26 protein-coding genes are annotated in these 26133 nt (G+C 70.8%); 12 read left to right on the plus strand and 14 right to left on the minus strand.

From position 1 onward, the window contains the following. Positions 1–8: 8 nt before the first annotated feature. Complete coding sequence (locus tag ACH442_RS02170) at positions 9–1946, minus strand: ABC transporter ATP-binding protein (RefSeq protein WP_396120707.1); 1938 nt, start codon at positions 1944–1946, stop codon at positions 9–11. Positions 1947–2049: 103 nt separating this feature from the next. Here ACH442_RS02170 and ACH442_RS02175 point away from each other — a divergent pair, with 103 nt between their 5' ends. Then, positions 2050–2562, plus strand: coding sequence for a DUF4240 domain-containing protein (locus ACH442_RS02175; protein ID WP_396120708.1), 513 nt, complete (start codon positions 2050–2052; stop codon positions 2560–2562). A gap of 132 nt (positions 2563–2694) precedes the next feature. Here ACH442_RS02175 and ACH442_RS02180 read toward each other — a convergent pair whose 3' ends face one another. From ACH442_RS02180 to ACH442_RS02195, 4 genes are all read right to left on the minus strand, one after another. Next, positions 2695–3825: a glycosyltransferase family 4 protein gene (locus ACH442_RS02180; RefSeq protein WP_396120709.1), complete on the minus strand. Its 1131-nt coding sequence runs from the start codon at positions 3823–3825 to the stop codon at positions 2695–2697. Further along, positions 3825–5081 carry a M48 family metallopeptidase gene (locus ACH442_RS02185; protein WP_396120710.1) on the minus strand — a complete coding sequence of 419 codons (1257 nt, stop codon included), beginning with the start codon at positions 5079–5081 and terminating at the stop codon, positions 3825–3827. Before ACH442_RS02185 ends, ACH442_RS02180 begins: the two co-directional genes overlap by 1 nt. Positions 5082–5384: 303 nt before the next feature. After that, positions 5385–5597: a hypothetical protein gene (locus ACH442_RS02190; protein WP_396120711.1), complete on the minus strand. Its 213-nt coding sequence runs from the start codon at positions 5595–5597 to the stop codon at positions 5385–5387. 93 nt (positions 5598–5690) lie between these two features. Then, complete coding sequence (locus tag ACH442_RS02195) at positions 5691–7061, minus strand: NYN domain-containing protein (RefSeq protein WP_396120712.1); 1371 nt, start codon at positions 7059–7061, stop codon at positions 5691–5693. A 104-nt stretch (positions 7062–7165) separates the two neighbouring features. Between ACH442_RS02195 and ACH442_RS02200 the strand changes: the two genes are divergently transcribed. The 5 genes from ACH442_RS02200 (at position 7166) to ACH442_RS02220 (ending at position 12834) form a co-directional block, all read left to right on the plus strand. Next, the gene (locus ACH442_RS02200) at positions 7166–8965 is read left to right on the plus strand and encodes a DEDD exonuclease domain-containing protein (protein WP_396120713.1); all 1800 of its coding nucleotides are present in this window, start codon (positions 7166–7168) and stop codon (positions 8963–8965) included. A 92-nt stretch (positions 8966–9057) separates the two neighbouring features. Next, on the plus strand, positions 9058–10848 hold the full coding sequence (locus tag ACH442_RS02205; RefSeq protein WP_396120714.1) for a RelA/SpoT family protein: 1791 nt from the start codon (positions 9058–9060) through the stop codon (positions 10846–10848). Between the two features lie 43 nt (positions 10849–10891). Further along, a complete protein-coding gene (locus ACH442_RS02210) occupies positions 10892–11458 on the plus strand; it encodes an NUDIX hydrolase (RefSeq protein WP_396120715.1) in 567 nt (188 codons plus the stop codon). A gap of 181 nt (positions 11459–11639) precedes the next feature. After that, positions 11640–12479 (plus strand): NDP-sugar synthase, encoded by an 840-nt coding sequence (locus tag ACH442_RS02215; protein ID WP_396120716.1) that lies wholly within the window; start codon positions 11640–11642, stop codon positions 12477–12479. Between the two features lie 67 nt (positions 12480–12546). Next, complete coding sequence (locus ACH442_RS02220) at positions 12547–12834, plus strand: Lrp/AsnC family transcriptional regulator (RefSeq protein WP_185040226.1); 288 nt, start codon at positions 12547–12549, stop codon at positions 12832–12834. 284 nt (positions 12835–13118) lie between these two features. Here the strand turns inward: ACH442_RS02220 and ACH442_RS02225 are convergent, their stop codons facing one another. From ACH442_RS02225 to ACH442_RS02240, 4 genes are read right to left on the minus strand one after another with little or no spacing between them, the layout of a single operon-like run. Continuing rightward, a complete protein-coding gene (locus ACH442_RS02225; RefSeq protein WP_396120717.1) occupies positions 13119–14720 on the minus strand; it encodes a cytochrome bc complex cytochrome b subunit in 1602 nt (533 codons plus the stop codon). After that, on the minus strand, positions 14717–15817 hold the full coding sequence (locus ACH442_RS02230; RefSeq protein ID WP_396120718.1) for a ubiquinol-cytochrome c reductase iron-sulfur subunit: 1101 nt from the start codon (positions 15815–15817) through the stop codon (positions 14717–14719). The genes ACH442_RS02225 and ACH442_RS02230 overlap by 4 nt, the downstream gene beginning before the upstream one ends. Next, positions 15814–16662, minus strand: coding sequence for a c-type cytochrome (locus tag ACH442_RS02235; protein ID WP_396120719.1), 849 nt, complete (start codon positions 16660–16662; stop codon positions 15814–15816). Before ACH442_RS02235 ends, ACH442_RS02230 begins: the two co-directional genes overlap by 4 nt. A 52-nt stretch (positions 16663–16714) precedes the next feature. Next, complete coding sequence (locus ACH442_RS02240; RefSeq protein ID WP_396120720.1) at positions 16715–17311, minus strand: heme-copper oxidase subunit III; 597 nt, start codon at positions 17309–17311, stop codon at positions 16715–16717. 124 nt (positions 17312–17435) lie between these two features. Between ACH442_RS02240 and ACH442_RS02245 the strand changes: the two genes are divergently transcribed. From ACH442_RS02245 to ACH442_RS02260, 4 genes are all read left to right on the plus strand, one after another. After that, entirely contained in the window at positions 17436–18383 is a 948-nt protein-coding gene (locus ACH442_RS02245; protein WP_396121021.1) for a cytochrome c oxidase assembly protein, read from the plus strand. Positions 18384–18432: 49 nt separating this feature from the next. Next, positions 18433–18867: a hypothetical protein gene (locus tag ACH442_RS02250; protein WP_396120721.1), complete on the plus strand. Its 435-nt coding sequence runs from the start codon at positions 18433–18435 to the stop codon at positions 18865–18867. A 37-nt stretch (positions 18868–18904) separates the two neighbouring features. After that, on the plus strand, positions 18905–19963 hold the full coding sequence (gene trpD, locus ACH442_RS02255) for an anthranilate phosphoribosyltransferase (RefSeq protein ID WP_396120722.1): 1059 nt from the start codon (positions 18905–18907) through the stop codon (positions 19961–19963). A 376-nt stretch (positions 19964–20339) separates the two neighbouring features. Beyond that, complete coding sequence (locus tag ACH442_RS02260) at positions 20340–20552, plus strand: hypothetical protein (RefSeq protein ID WP_396120723.1); 213 nt, start codon at positions 20340–20342, stop codon at positions 20550–20552. Positions 20553–21152: 600 nt separating this feature from the next. Here ACH442_RS02260 and ACH442_RS02265 read toward each other — a convergent pair. Next, positions 21153–21620 (minus strand): cytochrome c oxidase subunit 4, encoded by a 468-nt coding sequence (locus ACH442_RS02265; protein WP_396120724.1) that lies wholly within the window; start codon positions 21618–21620, stop codon positions 21153–21155. A 9-nt stretch (positions 21621–21629) separates the two neighbouring features. Further along, positions 21630–22475 (minus strand): cytochrome c oxidase subunit II, encoded by an 846-nt coding sequence (gene coxB / locus ACH442_RS02270; protein WP_396121022.1) that lies wholly within the window; start codon positions 22473–22475, stop codon positions 21630–21632. Positions 22476–22760: 285 nt separating this feature from the next. Here coxB and ACH442_RS02275 point away from each other — a divergent pair, with 285 nt between their 5' ends. Continuing rightward, positions 22761–23867, plus strand: a complete 1107-nt coding sequence (locus ACH442_RS02275) for a cysteine desulfurase family protein (RefSeq protein WP_396121023.1) — start codon at positions 22761–22763, stop codon at positions 23865–23867. Beyond that, positions 23864–24073 carry a sulfurtransferase TusA family protein gene (locus tag ACH442_RS02280; protein WP_396121024.1) on the plus strand — a complete coding sequence of 70 codons (210 nt, stop codon included), beginning with the start codon at positions 23864–23866 and terminating at the stop codon, positions 24071–24073. Before ACH442_RS02275 ends, ACH442_RS02280 begins: the two co-directional genes overlap by 4 nt. Positions 24074–24100: 27 nt before the next feature. Here the strand turns inward: ACH442_RS02280 and ACH442_RS02285 are convergent, their stop codons facing one another. From ACH442_RS02285 to erpA, 3 genes are all read right to left on the minus strand, one after another. Then, positions 24101–24601: an AAA family ATPase gene (locus ACH442_RS02285; RefSeq protein ID WP_396120725.1), complete on the minus strand. Its 501-nt coding sequence runs from the start codon at positions 24599–24601 to the stop codon at positions 24101–24103. 17 nt (positions 24602–24618) lie between these two features. Further along, positions 24619–25596 carry a carbohydrate kinase family protein gene (locus tag ACH442_RS02290; protein ID WP_396120726.1) on the minus strand — a complete coding sequence of 326 codons (978 nt, stop codon included), beginning with the start codon at positions 25594–25596 and terminating at the stop codon, positions 24619–24621. Positions 25597–25703: 107 nt separating this feature from the next. Then, positions 25704–26072, minus strand: coding sequence for an iron-sulfur cluster insertion protein ErpA (erpA, locus tag ACH442_RS02295; RefSeq protein WP_203738649.1), 369 nt, complete (start codon positions 26070–26072; stop codon positions 25704–25706). Positions 26073–26133 lie beyond the last annotated feature (61 nt).

Raw genomic sequence — 26133 nt, forward strand, 5'->3', positions numbered from 1 at the left:
ACACTTGATCAGGCGGATTGATAGGCACTGGCCTGCAGAGTGAACAACTGGGAGTACAACCCGGCAGCCGCCATCAGCTCGTCGTGGTCACCCTCCTCGACGACCCGGCCGTGGTCGAGCACGTAGATCCGGTCGGCCTCGCGGACGCTCGCCATGCGATGCGTGATCAGCACGACGGTGCGGCCCTCGGCCAGTTCCCGCAGCCGGCGGTAGACCTCGTGCTCGGCCCGCGCGTCCAGGTTCGCGGTCGGCTCGTCGCAGATCAGCAGCGGCGCGTCGCGGTGGAAGGCGCGACTGACGGCGAGGCGCTGCCACTGGCCGCCGGACAGATCCGCGCCGTCGGTGAAGTGGCGGGACAGGATCGTGTCGTACGTCCGTGGCAGTTCCATGACGAAGTCGTGCGCGTCGCCGGCCCGTGCCGACTCCTGCACCTCGGCCAGCGAGGCGGGCCGGTCGTGGCGCCCGATCGCGATGTTGGCGCGGGCCGACAGCGGCCAGCGGGTCGGCTCCTGCATCACCACCGCGACCCGTTCGCGCAGCGTCTCCGCGTGGTATCCGGTGACGTCCTCGCCGTCCCAGGTGATCGTGCCCTCCTGCGGCCGGTACAGGCCGGCGAGCACCGCGGCCAGCGTCGACTTGCCCGAGCCGTTCTCGCCGACGAGCGCGACGATCTCGCCCCGGCGCAGGGTCAGGCTCACACCGTCGACGGCCGCGCGTTCGGCGTCCGGGTAGCGGAACGTCACGTCCTCGACCCGCATCTCGGTGAACTCGGCCGGGGCGCTGCGGTCCCGGGCCGGCTCGGCGCGCGCCTCGGAGAGCTCGCAGAAGCCCTGGAAGTCGGCGAAGTACAGGCCGTACTCGTATACCCGATTCGCGGAGAAGGCCAGTTCGCGCAGTTTTCCGATGCCGATGTTGATGGCGTACGCGGCGGCGCCGCCCGCGGCCAGCGCCATCCGGCCGGTCCAGAGCAGCCAGCAGAGCATCACGTAGGCGAGCCCGGTGAACAGGCCGCTCAGCGCCTGGCCGTACAGGTTCGTGCGGACCTGCCGGGTCACCACGCTGATCTCCTCCAGGGTGGAGATGCGCAGCAGGCGGGCGACCTCGGCCAGCAGGAACCGCCGGACCGTGAAAGCCCGCAGCTCGGCCGCCGGCTCGCGTGCCGCCAGCAGGTAGGCGAGCATCCGCTGCCGCCGCCAGACCGCGATCAGCCGCAGCCGGCTGCGATAACCGCTGCGGGCCGCGCGCACCGCCGCCCAGCCGGTCGGCACCACCGCCAGGATCAGCAGCGGCAGCAACGCCGGGTGCAGCACGGCCAGCACCCCCGCGGCCGCGATCAGCCCGATCAGGTGGGTGAGCACCTCGATGCCGAAGTCGACGACCTGCTGAGCGGCGTCGATGCCCCGGTCGCGGGCGCGTTCCATGGCGTCGCGCCAGTCCGGGTCGTCGAAGGTGGCCAGGTCCACCCGGGTGGTCAGGTCGAGCAGGCGGTTCTCGGCGGTCTCGTAGACCACCGGTGACAGCCGCCCGTGGGCCGCGGTCGCCGCGGCGGCCAGCAGACCCCGCACGGCCAGAGCCGAAACCAGAAAGATCAGCGACGGTACGGCGGCCCGCACGCGCTCCGGCGTCGGACCCGCCTGCAGCAGGCCGTCGAACACGCCCACCACGCTGATCAGTCCCAGAGCGCCGGCCACCCCGGCCGCGACCTGGAACACCAGGACCGCCGCGGTGGTGCCCGGGCTGGCCCGCCAGGCGAGCAGCCAGGCGTCCCGCAGCAGCCGCGGCAGCCGCCGCAACATCTGCAGGAACGTGGTGTCGGCGGCTTCCTGGGTGCTGGTCAGCCAGTACGGCAGGGCCAGCTCACCGTCGTCCTCGGAGTTCAGGACGTTCGCGTCGTCGGCAGGGGGATGGTCGTCGTCAGTAGGTCGGGCGGGGCTGGCGTCCGGCATCGGCGGCCTCCGGTCAGGGGTCCCTCCGTTCCGTTCCTACGCCGCCGGGGCGGGGGCTGTCCATGCTCATTCATGTCGTACCCCCCGGTTAGTGTCCCGGGCCATGACCACGATCCTTCCGACCGCGGCCGACGAGGCCCGGTTCTGGGCCCTCCTCGAGTCGGCCTGGGCCGCGCTCGGCGACGAGCCGAACCGTCTGCGCCGCGAGCTGCTCGACCCGCCGGCCGGTGCCGACCGCTATGCGATCGACGCCTGGCTGGACCGGTTCCTGGAGCAGCTCGCCACGCTCTGCGCCGACCTCTCCCCGGGCGAGCTGACCGAGCTCGACCGGGTGCTGGAGCGCAAGCTCTACGACATCGACCGCGAGGACATCCACGAGGTGACCGACGGGTCCGACGACGGGTTCCTCTACGCGCGGGGGTACATCGTGGCGCTCGGCCAGGCGTATTACGAGGCGGTCGCGGCCGACCCGGCGAAAGCGGTGCCGGACGCGGAGTGCGAGACGATGGGCTACTTCTTCGGTCAACTGCATCTGAAGCGGTTCGGTGACTGGCCCGAGCTGGGGTCCGGGATCAGCCGGGAGAGCGGCTCGAACCCGGACGGCTGGAGCGAGTAACCCTCGGGCGGGGCCGTCGGGCCGGGCCGTCCAGCCGGGTTTTTGAGGCTGGCCGGGCCGTCGGGCCGGGCTTTTGAGGCTGGCCGGGCCGTCGGGCCGGGCTTTTGAGGCGGGCCGCCTGACGTCGCGACGTCAGGCGGCGCCGTCGAGCAGGGCGTCCAGGCGGGCGGCCTGGGTTTCCCAGCGCCACTCCCGCTCCACCCAGGCCCGGCCCGCCTTGCCCATCGCCCGGGCCTGATCGGGATCGGACAGCAATCCGACGAGGCGGTCGGTGAGGGCGGCCACGTCGGTGCCGCCGACGACGTAACCCGTCTCGCCCTCGCGGACCGCGTCCGGCGCGCCGCCGGAGTCGCCGCCGACGACCGGCAGCCCGGTCGCGGACGCCTCGAGGTAGACGATGCCCAGCCCCTCGACGTCGAGCCCGGCGGCCCGGGTGCGGCACGGCATCGCATAGACGTCGCCGGCCGCGTAGTGCTCGGGCAGCTCGGCCCACGGCACCGAGCCGGTGAACACCACGTCCGCCTCGACGTCGTGGTCGCGGGCCAGCTTGGCCAGCGTCTTCCGGTACGGCCCGCCGCTGACCAGCAGCAACGCTGCGCCCGGGACCCGACGGCGGATCTCCGGCAGGGCGCGGATCAGCATGTCCTGCCCCTTGCGGGGGACGAGCCGGGACACGCAGACGATCACCGGCCGATCGGACAGGCCGTGCCGGGCGCGGACCGCGGACCCGTCCACCCCGGGGTGGAACGTGTCCACGTCGACGCCCGGCGCGAGCCGCCGCAGCTCGGTCAGGCCGTGCAGCGCCTTGTCCAGGCGCATCCGCTGGTACTCCCCCAGGTAGGTGATCACGTCGTTGCCCCGGGCGATGCGGCGCAGCAGCCCACGGGCGCCGGGCAGCGCCGCCCAGCCGATCTCGTGCCCGTGCGTGATGCCGGCCGCGCGGGTGATCCCGGCGTTCTTCCGGAGACTGTGGGCGAGCAGCCCGAGCGGGGCGGCCGCGCCGAACAGCACCCGGTCACAGCCGTGCGACCGGGCGATCTCGGCCGCCCGCTTGGCGACCGCGGGCGTGGGCAGCAGCATCCCGGTGGCCTCGCGCACCACCTCGAACGGCTGCTCGGCGTCGAATGCGGCCGCACCCTTCCACGTCGAGGAGTAGACGACGACGTCACCGGCCGGCCGGCGCACGGCCAGGTTGTGCACGAACTGCTGGATGCCGCCGGGCCGGGGCGGGAAGTCGTTGGTGACCAGGAGGGTGCGGGCCATCAACGCTCGCCCCGGGCCCAGGCGCGGGCCGCGGCCATCCGCTGCACGGTCGACGGATGCGAGGCGAACATCAGGAACTCCCAGGTCGGCGGATCAGGATCGGACAGGTTGACGGAGCCCAGGCGCCGCTGCATCGCCTCGAAGGTCTGCGGGTCGCCGGTCAGCTCCAGCGCGTGCCGGTCGGCACGGGCCTCGATGTGCCGGGACACGAACGCCTGCCCCGGCCCGGTCACCAGCCCGGCGAGCGCGGCCACGGCCAGCAGCAGGGCGATCGCGCGGGGCTCGCCGATCGCATCCACCCCGGCCAGCCGCAGCAGCCCGGACCACGCGCCGAGCAGGTAGATCGCGACGACCGCCAGCGCGGCGCCGAGTGCCCCGAGGATCGTGCCGGTGAGCACGTCACCGTCCTTGGCGTGGCCCAGCTCATGCGCGGCGACCGACACCACCTCGTCCGGCGTGGCCTCGGTCAGCATCGTGTCGTAGACGACGATCCGGCGGGTCGGGCCCAGGCCCGAGACATACGCGTTGACCGCCCGCGTCCGTCGTGACGCGTCCGCGACCAGCACATCCTTGACCGGCACCCCGTCCCGGTCGGCCAGCGCGATCAGCTCGGTGCGCAGCGGCCCGTCCGCCATCGGCGTGAACTTGTTGAAGATCGGCTCGACCACGACCGGGAGCACGAACGACAGCAGCACCACCAGCCCGGCCGCGCCGGCCGCCCCGAACGCCCACCACCAGCGCGGCGCGACATGCGTGACCGCGAAGAAGCCGGCCAGCGCGAGCCCGCCCAGCACCACCGCGACGGCGAACGACTTCAGCAGGTCGGCGCCCCAGCCGCCCCACGACTGGGTGGAGATCCCGTAGCGCACCACGATCGTGTGCCGCCACGCCGCGAACGGCAGCGTGAGCAGCTCGCCGGCGAGCACCACGAGCAGGCCGCCGAGCACCGCGCGAGCCAGCCAATGATCGCCGAACGGCCGCCCGGCCACCTCGACGAGCCGCGCCCCGATCGGCGTCAGCCCCAGCACCAGCGCGATGACAAGACCCACAACCATGCTTGCGTACGTCGTGGGCCGCAGCTCCGACCGGAACTGTCGCGCCCGGGCGACCTGCTCGGACGGGAACTGGCCGAGCGCGGCCACCTGATCGGCGCGCGGGGCCGGCGCGCGATGCCACGGGACGGTGAGCGCGGCGACGACGACCAGCGCCACGAGCAGCACCCCGAACGTCACGAGGGCCCACAACCGGGGAGTCATGTCGAAAGATCCTAGGCCCCGCCCACACCGGTCACGCGCTGCCCGAACCCGCCTCCTCCCCGGGGCGCGCAAGACGCCGCCCCGCCCCGCCCCGATCCGCGCCCGAGCCGAACGGCACCGCCACCCCGCCCCGCCCCGCTCGTTCCGCCCCGATCCGCGCCCGAGCCGAACGGGACCGCCGCGCCGCCCCGCCCCGATCCGCGCCCGAGCCGAACGGGACCGCCAGCCCGCCCCGCCCCGATCCGCGCCCGAGCCGAACGGGACCGCCGCCCCGCCCGGACCCGCCTCGCGCACGGCTCATGATCACGCCACGTGGCGGCGGAGCGGGACGATCGCCGGTGGCTCCGGCGTCTCCAGAAGCTCCACCTCGAAGCCGGCCAGCTCGAACGTCTCGATCGCCCGCAACTCGCCGGGAGTCAGGTCGGCGATCCCGTCAGGTGTGTCGGCGAGCAGACTGACCAGGCACCCGGTGCACTCGGCAGTCCGCTCGACGCAACGACCACAATCGATGATCATTACCCCTCCTCGACCGGGAGGGCCGGCCCGCGCAACGAGCCGGTCACCTCAGGTGACCGTCACGCTATGCGAGGGGTACGACAAAAACTCCGCTCACGATCGGGCGAGGCGGCGCAGCAGCGAATCGGCGCCCATCGGGTAGGCGCCGTGCCGGCGCACGCCGTCGGCCACCTCCCGGTCCGACGAGACGACGACCAGCGGACGGCCCGCCGGCTCGGCCCGGACCAGCTGACGGATCAGCTCGTCGGCGGTCATCCCCTTGCGGGAGAAGAGCACCCGGACCCCGCGCGGCGCCGGCGGCAGCCCGTGCACCCGCTCGGCCCCGTCGAAGACCACGGTCACCTCGTCACCGGTCTGCGCGGCGATCCCGCCGAGGCCGGTGATCAGGCGTTTGCGCTGCTGCTCCAGGGACATGTCGGCGAAACCGCGCTTGGTCACGTTGTACCCGTCGACGATCAGGTGCGCCCGGGGCAGGGCCAGCAACTGGTCGAGGCGGCCGGGGTCGTCGGTGTCCTGCGCGCGGGCGCGGGCCCGCTCGGGGGCGCCCGGACGGTCGGCCGCGGCGTCGGCCACGAAGTCGGCGGGCAACTTGTCGGTCGGGCCGAGGGCCAGCTCACGGCGCAGACCGGTGGCGGCCTGCCCGATCGTCTCCAGCAGCAGCCACAGCCGCGCATCGTCGACCGACCGGGCCTCCTTGGCCGCCTGTTTACCGGTGGCCGCGGCGGTCTCGGCGTCGGCGAGGCGGGACTTCAGCCGCCGTACCTCGGTCTCGTGGTCCTGAGCGATGCGCGACGCGCGCCCCTTCTCGGTGGCGAGCAGGTCGGCGGCGCGTTTCTGGGCGGCCTGCGCCTCGCGCAGCGCCTTCGCCGTGGTGCGGGCCTCCTCGCGGAGCTGGCCGAGCTCCTCCCGGACCCGGGCCAGCTCGTCGCGGAGCTTGTCGGCCTCGACGCGGGCCACCGTCCGGTCGTGGTCGGCGCGGGTGGCGCGCTGCTCGGCGGCGCGGATCCGGTCGGCCAGGGCGGCACTGTCGGCGTCGGCCCGGACCACGTCGCCGGCCGCCTCGATCAGCTCGCGCCAGCCGTCCGGCCGGGCCAGATAGGCCAGGGCGGCGACCTCGACCGGGTCGGCCGCGGCCGGGGCGACACCGCCGACCACCGCGGCGCCCAGGTCACCGGCCTCGGTCACGATCCGCGCGCCGATCCGCTGCCGGAACAGCGGGTCGGCGGTGAGCTGGGCGGCGATCTCGCGACCACCGAGGCGGGCGCGCCGGTTCGGCGCGAAGCGGGCGACCCGCCGGAGCACCACCGGGATCTCGTCGCCGGGCAGGCCGGGCAGCGCCGCGGCGGTCAGCGTCATGATCCGCTGACGGACGGGCTCGGGCAGGACGGGTTCCACCGCGATCTCCGCAGCCTCGGACGCCGCCTCCTCTACGGGGCGGTCATCGGGCTCGAGCGGCGCGGACATCTACCCATTCTCACACCGTGGCCCGCGAAAACGCTTGCTGAGGCAAGTGATCTTTTCCAGGTGGGTTCGGTTTATGTCGTACCCCCGCTCTAGTGTTGCCCGCCGTGGCACAACCGGCTTACGTGCAGGGCACTCTGGACACGCTGCTGTCCGCCGACGGCTCGGTCGATCCGGCCGCGGTCTCGCTGTCCGACACCACGTTCGTGGTGCTCGACCTGGAGACCACCGGCGGCGCTCCGGACGGCGGCGGCATCACCGAGATCGGCGCGGTCAAGGTGCGCGGCGGTGCGGTGCTGGGCGAGTTCGGCACGCTGGTCAACCCGGGTGAGCCGCTGCCGCCGTTCATCACCGTCCTGACCGGCATCACCGAGGCGATGCTGCGCCCGGCCCCGCCGATCGAGACGGTGCTGCCCACGCTGCTGGAGTTCTTGCGCGGCGCGGTGCTGGTCGCGCACAACGCGCCCTATGACGTGGGCTTCCTCAAGGCGGCCTGCGCCCGGCACGGCTACCCCTGGCCGTCGCCCCGCGTGCTGGACACGGCGGCCCTGGCCCGCCGCGCGCTGACCCGTGACGAGGTGCCGAACCGGAAGCTCGGCACGCTGGCGCACTTCTTCCGGTCCACCGTCGAGCCGAATCACCGCGCCCTCGACGACGCGAAGGCGACCGTCGACGTGCTGCACGGGCTGATCGAGCGGCTCGGCAGCTTCCGCATCCACACGCTCGGCGACGCGATCGAGTTCGCCAAGGCGATCACCCCGGCGCAGCGCAACCGGCGGCATCTGGCCGACAACCTTCCGCACGTGCCGGGCGTCTACATCTTCCGGGCCGCCGACGACCGCCCGCTCTACGTCGGCACGTCGAAGGACGTCGCGACCCGGGTGAAGAGCTACTTCACCGCCGGGGAGAAACGGGCCCGGATCTCCGAGATGCTCACCGCCGCGGTCCGGGTGGAGGCGGTCGAGTGCGCCCACTCGCTGGAGGCCGAGGTGCGGGAGTTGCGGCTGATCGCGGCGCACTCCCCGCCGTACAACCGAAGGTCCAAGTTCCCCGAACGGGTGGTCTGGCTGAAGTTGACGGCGGAGGCGTTTCCCCGCCTGTCGGTGGTCCGGCGCTTCGCCGAGGACGGTGCGACCTACCTCGGCCCGTTCTCGTCGCGCCGCACGGCCGAGCTGGCCGCCGCCGGGGTCTACGACGCCGTCCCGCTGCGCCAGTGCAACCACAAGCTCTCGCTGCGGACCAGGACCCCGGCGTGCGCCCTGGCCGAGTTGGGCCGCTGCCCCGCCCCGTGCGAGCACGAGATCACCCCGGAGGAGTACGACGTGCGCGCCGCCCTCCCGTTCCGCACCGCCACCTCCGGCGACCCGGGCCCGGTGATCGAGGCGGTCCTCGCGCGGATCGAGGCGCTCAGCGACAAGCAGCGGTACGAGGAGGCCGCCACTGTCCGGTCCCGCCTGATCGCCCTGCTGCGTGCCCTGATCCGGATGCAGCGGCTGGAGGCGCTGACCCGCCTGCCGGAGATCGTCGCGGCCCGGCGCGACGACAAGGGCGGCTGGGAGATCGCGGTGATCCGGCACGGCCGGCTGGCCGCCGCGGCCACCTCCCCGCCGCGCGCGCACCCGCGGCCCACGCTGGACGCGGCGCGGCTGACCGCCGAGACAGTCCTTCCCGGACCGGGCCCGGTGGCGTCGGCCACGGCCGAGGAGACCGAGCGGATTCTGGCGTGGCTGGACCGGGTGGACACCCGCCTGGTGGAAACCTCCGGCGACTGGGTGTCACCGGCTCGTGGCGCGGCGCGTTTCTCCACCCTGCTCACCAGGGCCGAATCGGCCACTTCAGTCCAAGACTCGACCGTTCGCCTATCGGTAACTGACCGTTCGGATGACGCCCGCTCGCTTAGGCTGTAAGGCACGCGCGGACTCGGGGTGATTCAGCCACCGCGGTTCGCGTGCCATGCTTCGTCTCAAGAAACATGGGCGATCGGTGAGGGGGTGTCCGGGTGGACGTCGACGCCGGCCACGGCGCCGCTCTCGGTCGTGCCCTACCGGCCGCCACGTCCCCGAGCCCGCTCAGCTTCACCCGGCGGCTCCGCTCACTGCTGAGCTTCCAGGGGAACGACGACGATCCGGTCTCGACTCTGGCCAAGACGCATCGCAGCATCCACCCGTCGGCCGATGTGGCCCTGCTGCGCCGCAGCTACGGGATCGCCGAGAGCATGCACCGCGGCCAGTTCCGCAAGTCCGGCGATCCGTACATCACGCATCCGCTGGCCGTCGCGCAGATCTGCGCCGAGCTCGGTATGGACACCACCACCCTGGTCGCCGCGCTGCTGCACGACACGGTGGAGGACACCAGCTACACGCTGGAGGCGCTCGAGGGTGACTTCGGCCCCGAGGTGACCCACCTGGTCGACGGTGTCACCAAGTTCGACAAGGCGTTCTACGGCAAGGCCGCCGAGGGCGAGACGATCCGCAAGATGATCGTCGCCGCCGGCAAGGACGTGCGGGTGCTGGTGATCAAGCTGGCCGACCGGCTGCACAACATGCGCACGCTGGACGCCCGCTCCCCCGCCTCCCGCGCGCGCATCGCCAACGCCACGCTGGACGTGCTGGTCCCGCTCTGCGACCGGCTCGGCATCCAGGCTCTCAAGCGCGACCTCGACGACGTGGTGCTCTTCCACCTGGAGCCGGAGTCCTACGCGCGGATCGACGAGCACGTGCAGAACCGTCCCGGCTGGAACGAGTACCTGGCCGACGTCTCCACGAAGGCGCGCGCCGCGCTGCGCCGCTCCCGGGTCGACGCCGACGTCACCCCGCGCCCGCGGCACTACTACTCGATCTGGAAGGACACCGTCGCCGGCGGCCACACCGTGCCGCTCGACCTGCCCCGGATCGCGGTGGTGGTCGACGGGCCGGAAACCGACTGTTACGCCGCGCTCGGCGCGATCCACGGCCGGTGGCGGCCGGTGGCCGGCCGGTTCAAGGATTTCATCGCCTCGCCGAAGAACAACCTGTACCGCTCGCTGCACACCACCGTGGTCGGCCCCGAGGGGCGCCTGGTCGAGGTGCTCATCCGCACCGAGACCATGCACCGATATTCGGAGTACGGGGTCGCCACCAGCTATCGATATCCCAAGGTGTCCGACGAGCCACCCGGCGCCGACCAGCTGACCTGGCTGAAACGAGTACTGGACTGGCAACAGGACACCACCGACGCGGCACAGTTCCTCGACTCGCTCCGATGTGACCTGTCCGAGGCGCAGATCACGGTCTTCGCCCACGGCAACGCATATGAACTGCCCAGCGGTTCCACCCCGGTCGACCTGGCGTACGAGTTGGGCCCCTCGAAGGGTGACCAGTGTCTCGCCGCCACCATCAACGGGCGTCTCGCCCCTCTGAGCTCCCCACTGCGTGACGGTGACGTCGTCGAGATCTTCTCGGAGAACGACGGGCACGTCGAGGCCGAGGCGAACTCGCCGCGCGGCCCCCGGCGGGAGTGGCTCGGCTTCGTCAAGTCCAGCCAGGCGCAGATGCAGATCAACCGCTTCTTCGACGAGCGGAACGCGCCCGGCATCAGCATCACCGACAAGGTCCGGCTGGGCCGCGCCACCATCGGGCTGACCCTGCGCAAGCACGACCGCGGCCTGGCCAGCGAGGTGCCGCTGCGCCGCCTCGCCGAGGACATGGGATACCCCGACCTGGAGACGCTGCTGGTCGCGGTCTGCGAGCGCACCGTCGAGCCGGACAACGTGGTCGAGCAGCTCATCGCCATGGTCGACCACCCGGACTGATCCGGACAGGCAACTTTCAGCGCGTCCCGCTAGCCTTACGCGCGTGAACATTCATCGGCAGCTGCGTGGCCTTGCGTACCAGGTTTTCTACGGCCTCCCCCTGCCGGTGCGCCGCCGTCTGGCCCGCGCGGTCTCCCCCAAGTTCCTGGTCGGTGCGGTCGCCGTCATCCGTGACTCGGAGGCGCCCGAGCCGGGCCGTCTCCTGCTGCTGCGCCAGCCGTCGAGCCGGGGGTGGAACCTGCCGGCCGGGCTGCTCAAGCGGGGCGAGATGCCGGCCGTCGGCGCCGCCCGCGAGCTGTTCGAGGAGGCCGGCGTCCGGATCGAGCCGGGCGACCTGCGCCCGGGCAATCCGAATGCGATCCTGCAACCGTCCTCGGCCAACGTCGACATGGTGTGGTTCGGCTGGGTGCCGGCGTCGACCACCCCGCTCGTGATCGACGGCGGCGAGGTGCTCGAGGCGCGCTGGTGGCCGCTCGACGAGCTGCCCGGGCTGACCTGGCCGACGGCGCGGCTGCTCGGCGTCTACGGGCTCGGGCCGCGTGCGGGTGAGCTGCCCGCGTCGGTGCCGCTGTCGGACATCGCGCCGAGCCGCCCGACGCCTGCCGCATGATCGTGTCCGCGCCCGGCTGCGCCGAAGCCCGCGTGACCGGTTGCGTCGTTCCTGCCGCCGCCGCTCCTGCTGTCGCCGCCGCTCCTGCCGCCGCCGCAGCCGCTCCTGTCGCCGCCGCAGCCGCTCCTGTCGCCGCCGCGGCCGTTGTCGTTCCCGTCGCCGTCACCCATCGGAGAGCTTCGTGACCATCCCGGAGATCTGTGGCGTCGTGCTCGCCGCGGGCGAGGGCCAGCGCCTGCGCCCGCTCACCGCGACCGTCCCCAAAGCGCTCTGCCCGGTCGGCAACCTGCCGCTGCTCGACCACGCGCTGCGCCGCCTCGCCGGCCTCGGCCTCATCGGCCCCGACCAGGTCGGTGTCAACGCGGCGTACCTGGCCGACCAGGTGGTCATGCACGCCACCGGCCGCGCGCACCTCTCGGTCGAACTGGACGGCCCGCTCGGCACGTCCGGCGGCGTCGCCCGGCTGAAGAAGTGGATCGACGGCCGCGGCGTGCTGGTCGGCAACGCCGACGCGTATCTCGACGATCCGTTCCGCGAGCCCGGCAAGGACATCGCGGCGCTGCTGGCCGGCTGGTCCGGCGACACGGTGCGCATGCTGACGAAACCCTGCCGCCCCGGCGAGACCGGTGGCTTCAGCGGAAACCGTTTCGCCGGCTTCTCCCTGATCCCATGGCGCTTCGTCGCCGACCTCGACGATCAAAACCACGATTTGGTACGTACGGTGTGGCGCCCGGCCGAGGCCGAGAACGCGCTCGAACTCGTCGGCTACGAGGGCCTCTATCTGGACACCGGCACGCCCGCCCTCTACCTGGAGGCGAACCTGCACGCCGCCGGCGCAGGCCTGACCGACCCGTCGGCCGAGATCACCGGCACCGCCGTCGAGTCGGTCATCGGCGCGGGCGCTCACGTCGCCGGCAGCGTGACCCGTTGCGTGATCTGGCCCGGCGCGACCGTCGAGGCTCACGAGACGCTCACCGGCGTGATCCGCGCCCCCGGCGGCCTCACCGTCCCGGGAGCCTGATCGACTCGGCGCCGGTGTGGATAGCATGGTCACGGAATGTTCGGCCTCATGGGTGAGGAGACCTCAGGTGAATACCGCGATCGTCCACATCGACTGCGCCACCGACTCGATTCCTGAGGTCGCGGAAGCGCTCGCCGCCCTCGACGGGGTCAGCGAGGTGTATTCGGTGGCCGGCAACGTCGACCTGATCGCGATCGTGCGGGTGCCGCGCTTCGACGACATCGCCGAGGTGATCGCGGGGCGCATCTCCAAGACACCCGGGGTGATCAACACGGAGTCGCACATCGCGTTCCGGGCGTATTCGAAGCACGACCTGGAGGACGCGTTCGCCATCGGCCTCCCCGACGCCGACTGACAGAGCCCAGCCGGCCTCCGGCGACGCCACCAGCCCCTCCGGAACACTCCTGGGGCCCCGCCAGCCCCACCGGCTGGCCTTCAACCCCTCGAAACACCCCTGGAGCCGAGCCGAGCCCCCACCGACTGGCGTCCAGCGGTGCCACAGCCCTTTGAAGCACCCCAAGGGCCCAGCCGGGGCCACGGTCGTACCAGCAAATCGGTGACATGGGGCACGGCGGACCGTGACGGGAAAGCGAAGCGGCCCGCCGGCGAAAGCCGACGGGCCGCACTCGTTGGATCATCTCAGCGCTTGGAGCCGATCTCCTCGCGCTTCGAACCGGTGATCGGCGCCGGCGAGACCGGGATCTCGGCCGGCTTCTCGACCGGGTAGAAGAAGCCCTTCACGGCCGGCGCGAGCGCGCCGATCTTGTTCATCTTCTTCGGCACGACCCAGCCCCGGTACTCCAGGGGGATCGGGTGGCCATGCTCGTCGACCGGGCCGAGCGGCTGGTGGACCTCGACGAACTGCCCGTTCGGCAGGCGCTTGATGATGCCGGTCTCCACGCCGTGGGCGAGCACCTCGCGGTCGTGCTGCTGCAGGCCGAGGCAGATCCGGACCGACACGTAGTACGCGATCGGGGGCAGGATCAGCAGGCCGATGCGGCCGGCCCAGGTCATCGCGTTCAGGCTGATGTGGAACTTGTCGGCGATCACGTCGTTGCCACCGGAGATGGTCGCGACGAGGAAGAACGACAGTGCCATCATGCCGATGCCGACGCGCTCCGGGTTGTCCCGCGGGCGCTCCAGCAGGTGGTGCGACCGGGTGTCCTTGAGCTTGCGGGCTTCCAGCCACGGGTAGAGCATCGGCAGCGTGAACAGCGCGCCGAGGCCGACCACGGCGGGCCAGAACAGCGGCGGGAGGCTGTAGTTGCCGAAGTAGATCTGCCAGTTCGGCATGAGACGGACCAGGCCGTCCATGAACATGACGTACCAGTCGGGCTGGGACGCCGAGGAGACCTCGGCGGCACGGTACGGCCCGAAGTTCCAGATCGGGTTGATCTGGAACATGCCGGCCATGAACGCGATGACACCGAAGACGGCCATGAAGAAGCCGCCCTGCTTCATCGCGTACCGCGGGAACATGCGCTCGCCGACGACGTTCTCGTTGGTCCGCATCGGGCCCGGCCACTGGGTGTGCTTCTGCTTGAACACGATGCCCAGGTGGACGCTGATCAGCGCGAGCAGGATGCCCGGGATGAGCAGCACGTGCGCGATGTAGAACCGGCCGATGATCAGCTCGCCCGGGTACTCCCCGCCGAAGATCGCGGCGGACAGCCAGGTGCCGATGACCGGGAGGGACAGCATGATCGCGGAGGCGATGCGCAGACCCGTGCCGGAGAGGCCGTCGTCCGGCAGCGAGTAACCGGTGAAGCCGGCGAAGAACCCGAGCAGGAACAGCAGGACGCCGATCACCCAGTTGATCTCACGCGGCTTGCGGAACGCGCCGGTGAAGAAGACGCGGGCCATGTGCACGACGATCGACGCCATGAACAGCAGCGCTGCCCAGTGGTGCATTTGGCGCATGAACAGACCACCGCGCACCTCGAACGACAGGTGCAGCGACGACGCGTAGGCCGAGGACATCTCGGTGCCCCGCAGGGCCAGGTACGACCCGTCGTAGGCGACTTCCTGCATCGACGGGTCGAAGAACAGGGTCAGGAACACGCCACTGAGCAGAAGCACGATGAACGAGAACAGCGCGATCTCGCCCAGCAGGAACGACCAGTGATCAGGGAAGACCTTGTTCAGGAGCGCACGGAGCGGGGTGGCCGCTTGGAAGCGGTCATCGACGCCCTTGGCGAAGTTGGCTGTTGCCTCGGCTGGATCGAGCTTTCGGCGTTTCACGGCCGCTCCCAGAAGTCGGGTCCGACAGTGTCCTTGAAGTCAGACGTTGCCACAAAGAAACCTTCGTCGTCCACCGACAGCGGCAGCATCGGCAGACGCCGGGTGGCCGGACCGAAGATCGGCTGCGCGTTGTCGACGATGTTGAACTGCGACTGGTGGCACGGGCAGAGCAGGCGGTTGGTCTGCTGCTCGTACAGGCTGGCGGGGCAGCCGGCGTGGGTGCAGATCTTCGAGTAGGCGACGTAGTTGCCCCACATCGAACCCTTGTTGCGCCCGTTCTTGTCACCCTCGGCCGCCGTGCGCGCCTTCTGCGCGTCGTCGTCACGCAGGTGGATCAGCAGGGTCGGCGAGTCCGCGTACTTGTTCGTCGCACCGCCCGGGATGCCCGGGTAGACGGTCAGCTGACCGCCGGCGCTGACATCCTCGGGGCGGATCGGCGAGCCGTCCTCGCGGGACAGCCGGACCGGCTTGTTCCCGTTCGGGACCGGGTTGAAGCCGGTGCGGTACATCATCGGCTCGGGGTCGCCGTGCGGGTTCTTGATCAGACCGCCGACCAGGGGGGCCGCCGCGGCCAGGCCCAGCGGGGCCATGCCGAGCGCGATCGCACCCTTGAGCAGCGGACGCCGCTGCACCCCGAGCTCGTCCGCGACGTACATCGCGGTCTGGCCGGTGATCAGCCGGTCCTCGTCGCTGGACGGGTCGCCGTGGCGCTGCTGGATCGAGAGCTCGTGCGGCAGCAGCTTCTTCGCCCAGGCGAGGATCGCGATGCCGAGCGCGAACAGCGAGATGCCGAGCGTGATGCCCAGGATCGGGGTGTAGTAGTCGCTGCGCGTGTGGCCCATCTCGAACTTCCAGGGCCACACGATGTAGAAGACCAGGAAGGCGAGCGCGAACAGGCCGGAGATCAGGAACAGCAGGCTGATGCTGCGCACCATGCGCTTCTCGGCCTTGGAGTTCGCGCCCTGGAACTGCGACTCGTACGTGACGATCTCGATGTCGTCGCGCCGCAGGCCTTCCTTCACGATGTCGAAGCGCGTCAGCTTCGGATCGTGCACGTCGACCGGAGAGCCGGTCCCGCCGTGGTGCACCGTGGTCATGACTTCCCCGCAATCCAGAGCGACGTGAAGACCAGGATGGTGATGCCGACCAGGAAGATCGCCATGCCCTCGGTCGCCGGACCGTAACCACCCAGGTTGAAGACGCCACCCGGGTCCTTGTTCTCCTGCAGCTGCTGCGTGATGTACGTGATGATCTCGCGCTTCTCGTCCGGCGAGATCTGGTTGTCACCGAAGACCGGCATGTTCTGCGGGCCGGTCAGCATGGCCGCGTAGATCTGCTCGGCCGTGGCGTCGTGCAGGCTCGGGGCGAACTTGCCCGAGGAGAGCGCGCCGCCGGCACCGGTGAAGCTGTGGCAGGAGGTGCAGTTGACCCGGAAGAGCTCGCCACCACGGGCCAGCGCCTCGGGGTTGGTCTTCAGGTCGTCGGTCAGGTCGCCGGCCGGGATCTCCGGGCCACCGCCGATCTCCTGGATGTACTGCGCGAGCTGCTTGGTCTCGTCCGGAGTGAACTGCGGCTTCTTCTGCTCGGCCTGCGCCTCCTGGCGGGTCATCGGCATCCGGCCGGTGCCCACCTGGAACTCGACCGAGGCCGAGCCGACGCCGATCAGGCTGGGGCCACGGTCGGTGACACCCTGCCCGTCCCGCCCGTGGCAGGTGATGCAGCTTTGGTCGAACAGCTCCTTGCCCTGCTGCGCGGCGGTGGAGAGCTGGGTGTTGTCCTCGGCGAACGCACCGGGCGCGAAGGCGGTGTAGACGCCGCCGGCGAGCGCGAGCGCCGCAAGCATGCGCACCGCCGCGCCGATCCGCCGGCGTGCCCGGCTGGGCGCGCCGCGGCGCCGGGAGAACACCCGGTCGCGCCTACGGGCGGGGGTGTCAGAAGTCATGGGCTTATGTCCCTCTGGTTTGAACCTGAAGCTCAGCGGATTGCGGCGGCGTTCACTTAAGCCAATAGATCATGGCGTACAGCGCGATCCAGACGACGTCCACGAAGTGCCAGTAGTAGGACACGACGATCGCGGACGTTGCCTGCGCCGGGGTGAAACGCCCCATGGTCGTACGGATCATGTAGACGATGAAGGCGATGAGGCCGCCCGTCACGTGCAGACCGTGGAACCCGGTGGTCAGGTAGAACATCGAGCCGTACCCGTCACCGTTGAGCTTCACGCCCTCGTGCACCAGGTTGCGGTACTCGTTCGCCTGGCCGAGCACGAAGATCAGGCCCATCACGAAGGTGATCGTGAACCAGCGCCGGAGCGCGAACACGTCACCCTTCTCCGCCGCGAAGACACCCAACTGGCAGGTCACCGAGGAGAGCACCAGGATCGTCGTGAACGTCGTGGCGTACGGGATGTTGAGCTCTTTGGTGTGCTCCGCCCACATCTCGGGTGCCGCTGCGCGAATGGAGAAGTACATGGCGAACAACGCCGCGAAGAACATGAGCTCACTGGAGAGCCACACGATCGTCCCGACGCTGACCATGTTCGGCCGAGTGAGCGAGTGGATCCGGCTCTTGTCGATGGCTGCCGCTGTCACGGGCTCATTATTCCCCCGCGACAGGTCCAAGGTCAGGCGGGGTCCCTAATCCGGCACTGTGGGCAGCCCGGAATATTCGGTGACCAGGGGGTAGGTCTAGCTTCGAGGGGTGCAGTCAGTCGAAATGGCCCCGCTGGCGGACGCGAGCAGGGATACTGAACTTCCGCCGTTCACCGCGGCGGCCATCTTCACCCACTTCCACCTGATCAGCCTGATCGCCGTGGGGTTGCTGGTCTCGGCGGCGCTCTACCTCTACGGGGTCCAGCGCCTGCGGCAGCGCGGTGATCATTGGCCACCGGGGCGGACCGTGGCGTTCCTCGCGGGTGGGCTCGGCTCGATCGCGCTGGTGTCGGTGACCGGCATCGAGGCGTACGACACCACGCTGATCTCCGTGCACATGGTCCAGCACATGGTGCTCACCATGGTCGGGCCGATCTTCCTGGCCCTGGGCGCACCGACCACTCTGGCCCTGCGCGTCCTGCACGCGAAGCCGCGGAAGACCCTGCTCGCCGTGGTCCACAGCCGATACGTGCAGGTGCTGACATTTCCGCTGGTCGCGTTCGGCATCTTCGTCGCGAACCCGTTCGTCCTCTACTTCACCGGCCTGTACCGGCAGACCCTCGAGCACCCGTGGCTGCACGAGTTCGTGCACATCCACTTCCTGATCACCGGCTGCCTGTTCTTCTGGCCGCTGCTGGGCCTGGACCCGCTGCAGAACCGCTGGCCCTACCCGGGGCGGGCGTTGTTGATGGTGCTGTCTGTGCCGTTCCACACGGTGCTCGGGCTGACGATCATGCAGATGCCCGACCTGCTCGGCGGCGATTGGTACCCGAACCTGCACCTGAGCTGGATGGATCCGCACAGCGACCAGGTCACCGCGGGCGGCATCCTGTGGGCCGGCGGCGAGATCGTCAGCGTCACGATGCTCGGCATCCTGGTCATGCAGTGGATCCGGCAGTCGGAACGCGAGGCCCGGCGGATCGACCGCGCGCTCGACCGGCAGGAGCTGGCCGAGGCGGCCACCGCCGCGACGCCGGAAAAGGCCGCCCGACCGGACCCCGACGCCGGATAACAGATCCGATACGATCCGTGGGACCTCCGAGGTGAAGTGGGGCACAAAGATGAGCGACACTGCCACTAGTCAGTTCACGGTTCTGCTATACAGCGACGACGCCGCGGTGCGCGACCGGATCCGGCTCGCCATCGGCCCGCGTCCGGCGGCCGACCTCTCCGTCGAGTTCACCGACGCCTCCTCCTGGGAGGAGTGCCGCCGGCTGCTCGACGACTACGAGATCGACCTGATGGTGCTCGACGGTGAGGCGACCCCCGCCGGCGGGCTCGGCGTCGCCCGTCAGACCAAGGACGAGTACCAGGACCCCCCGCCCACCTGCGTCGTCATCGCCCGCGCGGCGGACCGCTGGCTGGCGGCGTACTCGCAGGTCGACGCGACCCTGCTCGCCCCGCTCGACCCGGTCACCACCGGGCAGACCGTGGCGAAACTGCTCCGCGACCGCAAGGCCGGTGCGGTGCCGCTGGGCGCCCTGCCCCGCACCTGACTCCCGTGAACTGACACCCCCCGACGGAGGCCCCGCCATGGGTGCACGCACCTGGCCCAACCTGACCATGTCCCTGCTCCGCGGCGAGGAGCTCGCCACCACGGACACGGCCTGGGCGATGGGCGAGATCATGGCGGGCAACGCCACGCCGGCCCAGATCGCCGGTTTCGCGGTGGCGCTGCGCGCCAAGGGCGAGACGCCGGCCGAGCTGGCCGGCCTGGTGCAGGCGATGCTGGCCAACGCCACCCTCGTCGAGCTGCCGGCCGAGGTCCGTACCTCCGCGGTCGACGTGGTCGGCACCGGCGGCGACCGGGCCAACACGGTCAACATCTCCACGATGGCGGCGATCGTCACCGCCTCCGCCGGGGTCACGGTGGTCAAGCACGGCAACCGGTCGGCGTCGTCCACCACGGGCACCGCCGACCTGCTGGAACACTTCGGGATCCCGCTGGACCTGGGCCCGGCCGGGGTGAACCGGACGGTGGCCGAGGCCGGCATCGGCTTCTGCTTCGCCGCCCGCTACCACCCCGGCATGCGGCACGCCGCGGTCACCCGGCGCGAGCTGGGCGTTCCCACGTTCTTCAACATGCTCGGGCCGCTGACCAACCCGGCCCGGCCCACCGCCGCCGCGGTCGGCTGCTTCGAACCGCGGATGGCGCCGGTGATGGCCGAGGTGTTCGCCCTGCGCGGCGACTCCGCCCTGGTCATGCGCGGTGAGGACGGGCTCGACGAGTTCACCACCGCGGCACCCACCCGGGTCTGGATCGCCCGCGACGGCAAGGTGGAGGAACTCCTCGTCGACGCCACCGAGCTCGGCCTGGCCCGCAGTCAGCCGTCCGACCTGCGCGGTGGGGACGTGGCCTTCAACGCGGACGTGGCCCGGCGCGTGTTCGCCGGCGAGCACGGCCCGGTCCGCGACGCGGTGCTGGTCAACGCGGCGGCGGCATTCGCGGCGCGCAGTGGTTTCCCCGGCGACTTCCGGGACACGCTGCGGGCCGGCATCGCGCGGGCCGCCGAGGCGATCGACTCGGGGGCGACGACGGCGCTGCTGGAGCGGTGGGTTGCCGCTGCCCGGGCCGCCAAAAAAGCCGAATAACCCCTTCCCGTACGCCGTCGAGCCGCCCGTCCGCACCCGCCGCCCGCCGGCACCACCCCGCACAGCTCCCAGCCTCGCCTCAGGCTCCGGCTGGCACTCGGGGGTGCTTCCCATGCCCGGGACAGCGCTGAGTACCAGCGCCTCCGACGCAGTCCCCCACCGCCACCCGGGTGAAGGTCGGGGTTATCGTCGGCGCCGTGCGGGGGATGGAGTTGAGGTGTGGGAGGCCGGAGCCGGAGTCACTGCGGCACTACTTGCTGAAAAATCCTGAAAAAGACCGCAACACGCCGCTGGTGATGCTCGGCATCCGCCGGTGGACGTGACAGCGTCTGAAGGACATTCGGGTAATCCCACCTTCCGAACGAAGGAGAAGCCCGTGCACGAACGCGAACAGCGCTGCGTCATCTGCGACGGCGACATGCTCTTCGAGACGCCGCCCTGCGAGGACGGTCACGACGACTGCCCCGAACTGGTCTGCACCCGCTGCGGTGCGGCCGAGGTGATAGCCCCGATCGTCGTGCATCTGTGGATGGAACCCCAGGACCGTCCGCGCCGGGTCGCCCCGCAGCAGCGCACCGCCGCCGCCTGACCCGCATCCGACCGGAGCCCGCGCCCACCAGCGCGGGCTTCGTCGTCCCGGCGCCCGCTCCGCCCCAAGCCCCAGCCCGCGCCCACCAGCGCGGGCTTCGTCGTCCCGGCACCCGCTCCGCCCCAAGCCCCAGCCCGCGCCCACCAGCGCGGGCTTCGTCGTCCCGGCACCCGCTCCGCCCCAAGCCTCAGCCCGGCCTCCCGAGCAGCCCTCCCGGCCGCCGAACCACCTCTCAGCACCGGCTGAGGAGCACGGGCTGGGCGTCACAGGAGCTGATACGCCCCTGCGAGCCAGCCGGGAGCGGGGGCGCGCTGCCACCGGACGCCCGGCTCGCCGGCTCCGAGAAGCGGGACTTCCCCGGCTACGGATGCTGGGGGCGGGTTTGTTGCTCTGACCGTGACCACCCACGGACGTCGCCCTTGCGGTCTGAGCGTTCTGGGCGCCCTGCGCCCTGCTCGGACCGGAAGGGTCCCCGCGGGAGCGACGATCGGCGACCACAGCGGAGCTGGGACATGAAGAATGTGATCTTGACTGGAAGTGATCGGACAGCACGAAGCCCGCGTCCCTGAGAGGGCGCGGGCTTCGCGGTGAGACCGAAGATCAGTGCTCGGCGGGCTGCCGGGTGCTGGAGTAGTACTCGAAGAGCATGCCGCACGCGGTGAAGATCACCGCGATCAGGCCGACGGCCAGCAGCCACCACATCCAGAAGACCAGGCCCAGGCCGGCGACCGCGGCGGAGAGCGCGATGCCGAACGGCCAGTACGAACCGGGGCTGAAGAAGCCCAGCTCGCCGGCGCCCTCGGCGATCTCGCCGTCCTCGCGGTCCTCCGGGCGGAGGTCGATGCGGCGGGCGACGAACCAGAAGAAGCCACCGCACATCGAGCAGAGCAGACCGGAAAGGATCAGCGCGACCGTGCCGACCCACTCGACGCCGCCCTCGAAGCTGCCGCTGACGCTCTCGCCGCCGTCGCCGCCGGGGGCGGTCGAGCCGGTGTAGATGCTGTAGACGGCCGCCGCGCCGAAGAGGAACAGGGCGACACCCATGAAGATCTTGTATTCGGTACGCATGTCAGTCCCCTACTTCCCCGCGGCGACGTTCGAGTCGCCCTGGTTCCAGCTGTGCGTGCCGCGGCGGGTGTTGAACGGCTGGGTCTTCGTCGCGTAGGGCTCCTCGCCGATGGCGGTCAGCGCGTCCTGAGTCGACTTGCCGGCCTTCTTCGCCGCGAGGAACTGGTCGAACTTGTCGGGCGTGGTCGCGACCAGCTCGAAGTTCATGAACGCGTGGTACGTCCCGCAGAGCTCCGCGCAGCGGCCGACGTAGCGGCCCTCCTTGTCGAGGGTGACCTCGAAGACGTTGCGGATGCTGCCCGGCATGACGTCCCGCTTGAACAGCAGCTCCGGCACCCAGAACGAGTGGATGACGTCGGCGCTGGTCTCCTCGAAGCGGATCTTCTCGTGGGTCGGGACCACCAGGATCGGGATCACGTCCGACGAGCCGATGGTGGACGCGACCGTGCCCGCGTCCTTACCCATGCCGTCCCGGTAGTTGAACTGCCAGTTCCACTTGAACGCCTTGATCTCGACGATCTGGTCCGGGTTCTTCGACAGCTTGTCCACGTCGGTCTGCACGATCGCGGTGTAGTAGAAGAGCACCGCGACGATCAGCACCGGCGTGACCGTGTAGAGGACCTCCATGGGCATGTTGAACCGGGTCTGCACGGGCAGCTCTTCGCCGCGCTTGCGGTACCGGATGACACACCAGAAGATCAGGCCCCAGACGCCCACGCCGACGATCAGCGCGGCGATCACCGAGGCGATCCACAGGTCGTACATCTTGTGCGCCTGAAGGCTCACACCCGGGCCGGGCCATCCGAAGTGGCCGAACTTGCTCCCGACGTCCTCGACCGAGCACCCGGCGAGCATCGCCAGCAGCAGCGCGCCACCGAGACCCAGCCCGGCCGCCCGGCCAATCGCCCGCGGCCGTGTGGCCGAACTCCTTGCGCCCACCTGCTTCTGCCTCCTTAGCAGCGCCGCCCGCGTGGCCGAAACCGGACACCTAGCGGCAAGGCTCACCGACGGTCGCACACTACTCGACCTGGAGCTGGCTACCCGCCACCGGGGGCCTCACGCCAAGGTCGGTGAAGAAAGACCAGTCAACCGGACGATACCGTTCCCTCTGTGGATTACACAGGCGATCCGGCCGTCTACATGGACGCGGCCAGCGCCGCGCCGCTGCATCCGATGGCGCGGGAGGCCCTGCTCGCGGCGCTCGCCGACGGCTGGGCCGACCCGTCACGGCTCTATGCGGCCGGGCGGCGGGCCCAGCAGCTGCGCGAGGCGGCCTCGGCGGTGGTCGCCGAGATCCTGGGGGTACGGACGGACGAGCTCTCCTTCTGGCCCTCCGGCACCGCCGCGGCGCAGGCAGCGGTGCTCGGCGGCCTGGCCGGGCGCAAGCGGGCCGGTCGCGTCCTGGTGCACTCGGCGATCGAGCACTCCACAGTGCTGCACGCGGCCGGGACCACTGAGGCCCGTGAGGTGGGAGTGGACCGCCTCGGTCGCCTCGACCTGGGCGCCTGGTCAGCCGCGGTCGCCGGGCCGGGGGTCGCGCTGGCCGGCCTGATCAGCGCGAGCCACGAGGTGGGGACGATCCAGCCGGTGGCCGCCGCCGCGGAGTACTGCGCGGAATCCGGGGTACCCCTGTTCGTCGACGCCGCCCAGTCGGTCGGTCGCGTGCCGGTGCCGCCGGGCTGGTCGCTGCTGAGCGCGAGCGCGCACAAGTGGGGCGGCCCGCCGGGCGTGGGCCTGCTGGTGGTCCGCAAAGGGGTGCGATGGATCTCACCGTCCCCGCAGGATGATCTTTATCGCCCCCACGCGCCGGGCACGGCCGACCTGCCGGCGATCGTGGCGGCGGCGGCGAGCCTGCGGGCGGTGGTCGCGGAGGCCCAGAGCGAGGCGGTACGGCTGAGCGCGCTCGTCGACCGCATCCGGGAGCGGGTCGCGGCCACCGTCGAGGACGTCGAGATCGTCGGGGATCCGATCGAGCGGCTCCCCCACCTGGTGACGTTCAGCTGCCTCTACGTGGACGGGGAGGCGCTGCTGCACGCGCTGGACCGGCACGGGTTCGCGGTGTCGTCGGGTTCGTCGTGCACGTCGTCGACGCTGCGGCCGAGTCACGTGCTGGAGGCGATGGGCGTGCTCAGCCACGGCAACGTGCGGATCTCGCTGCACCGGGACACGACACCGGAAGAGGTCGATCGGTTCCTGGCGGTGCTGCCCGGCCTGGTCGCGGAGATCCGGAAGGAGGCCGGGTTCTGATCACCCTGAACTGCCTGGGGCAGAAGTGTCCGTTGCCGATCATCAAGCTGGCCAAGGCGATGCCCGGGGTGGCGGTCGGCGAGATCGTGCGGGTGCTCGCCGACGACCCGGCCGCGGCCAACGACATTCCCGCCTGGTGTCGCATGAAGGGGCAGGAGTTCGTCGCCGGCCACGGCCAGACGTTCGACGTGCGCCGGATCAGCTAGCCATCGCCGCCGAGCGCAGCGGAGCAATCAGGCCAGGTAGGAGACGACCTGGGGAACCGGGTCCTTCGCGAGGTACGTGTCGACGACCAGGCGCGGGCCCAGGTACGGCTCGTACTCCGACTGGCGTTCCAGGACCCGCACCCAGTCGGGCACGCCGTCGTGGTCACGGGCCTCGTAGCGCGACTCGACCCGCCGCCGGTGCTCCGCGTCGTCGCCGCAGACCACCTCGACCACGCGCAACGGCACCGCCATCCGCTCGGCCAGGTCGATCCACAGGTCGCGGGCCGCCTTCACCGGGTTCACCGCGTCGATGATCACGTGGTGACCGATCTTGAGCTGTTCCTCGGCGAGGGCGGCCACGACGCCGTAGGCGGCATGACCGGGGCGGGACTCGTGCACGGCGTACCGCTGCAGGCTGAAGTCGACGATGTCGACGGCGAGCACCGCGGCCGGCAGCTCCTTCGCCACGGAGCCGGCCAGGGTGCTCTTGCCGACCCCGGGCAGGCCGGCAAAAACGGCTAGGACCATGGTTGGAGTGTCTACCCTCAGGCGGGCAGGTGCGGCGCGATCTCGGCAGCGGCCGGCTCGCCGTAGGCGGCGGTGAAGCGCTTGAGGAAGTCGGCCGGCTTGATGTCGTACTCCTGGGTACCGACGGTCTCCAGCACCAGGGCGGCGACCAGCGAGCCGACCTGGGCCGACCGCTCCAGGCCGAGACCCCAGGACAGGCCGGAGAAGAAACCGGCCCGGAAGCCGTCGCCGACACCGGTCGGGTCCTCGCCGATCACGTCCGGGACGACCGGCACGTGGAGGCGCTCGATGCCCTTGCCGGTGATCTCGACGCCGTCCTTGCCGAGCGTGGTGACCCGGATCCGGACCTCGTCGAGCACCTGGTCGGAGGTGAGGCCGGACTTCGACTCCAGCAGGGAGCGCTCGTACTCGTTGCAGAGCAGGTACTCCGCGCCGCGGATCAGGCTCAGCACGTCGGACCCGTCGACCCGGGCCAGCTGCTGCGACGGGTCGGCGGCGAACTTGTAGCCGCGGGCGCGGCACTCCTGCGAGTGGCGGATCATCGCGGCCGGGTCGTTCGCGCTGATCAGGACCAGGTCGATGCCGCCGAGGCGCTCGACGACCGGGGCCAGCTCGATGTTGCGGGCCTCCGACATCGCGCCGGCGTAGAACGAGGCGATCTGGTTCAGGTCGTCGTCGGTGGTGCAGACGAACCGGGCGGTGTGGGCCACGTCGCTGATGTGCACCGAGTCACAGTCGACGCCGTGCCGCTCGAGCCAGGACCGGTAGTCGGCGAAGTCGGCGCCGACCGCGCCCACCAGGATCGGCCGCAGACCGAGCTTGCCCATCCCGAACGCGATGTTGGGGGCGATGCCGCCGCGGCGCACGACCAGGTCGTCGACGAGGAACGAGAGCGAGACCTTGTGCAGCTGGTCGGCGATGAGCTGGTCCGCGAACCGGCCCGGGAAGTGCATCAGATGGTCGGTGGCGATCGAGCCGGTGACGGCGATCTTCATGGCGGCCCTCAAGGATTGGGAACGGGGTCGTTACGCCCAGAGCCTACCGGGCGGTTACGCAGAACAGGCCGCCCCGTGAACGGGACGGCCTGCACCGGGAAAACCGATCAGTGGAACGAGTCACCGCAGGCGCAGGAGTTCTGCGCGTTCGGGTTGTCGATGGTGAAGCCCTGCGCGTCGATCCGGTCGGCGAAGTCGATGGTGGCGCCCGCCAGGTACGGCGAGGACATCCGGTCCACCACGACCTCGACGCCGTCGAAGTCGCTGACGACGTCGCCGTCGAGCGACCGCTCGTCGAAGAAGAGCTGGTAGCGCAGGCCGGAGCAGCCACCGGGCTGTACGGCGATGCGCAGGCGCAGGTCGTCGCGCCCTTCCTGCTCGATCAGGGCCTTGACCTTCACCGCGGCGACGTCGGTGAGGATGACGCCGGTCGGGGCGGTCGCCTCGGTCGACTCGGTGTGCGCTTCTGTGGTCACGTAGGTATCTCCCTGCCAGGTTCAACGCGATTTTGCCCGGGTTTCCGCTGCGGGTAAACAC

The sequence above is a fragment of the Actinoplanes sp. NPDC020271 genome (assembly GCF_044388125.1).
Classification (GTDB): domain Bacteria; phylum Actinomycetota; class Actinomycetes; order Mycobacteriales; family Micromonosporaceae; genus Actinoplanes.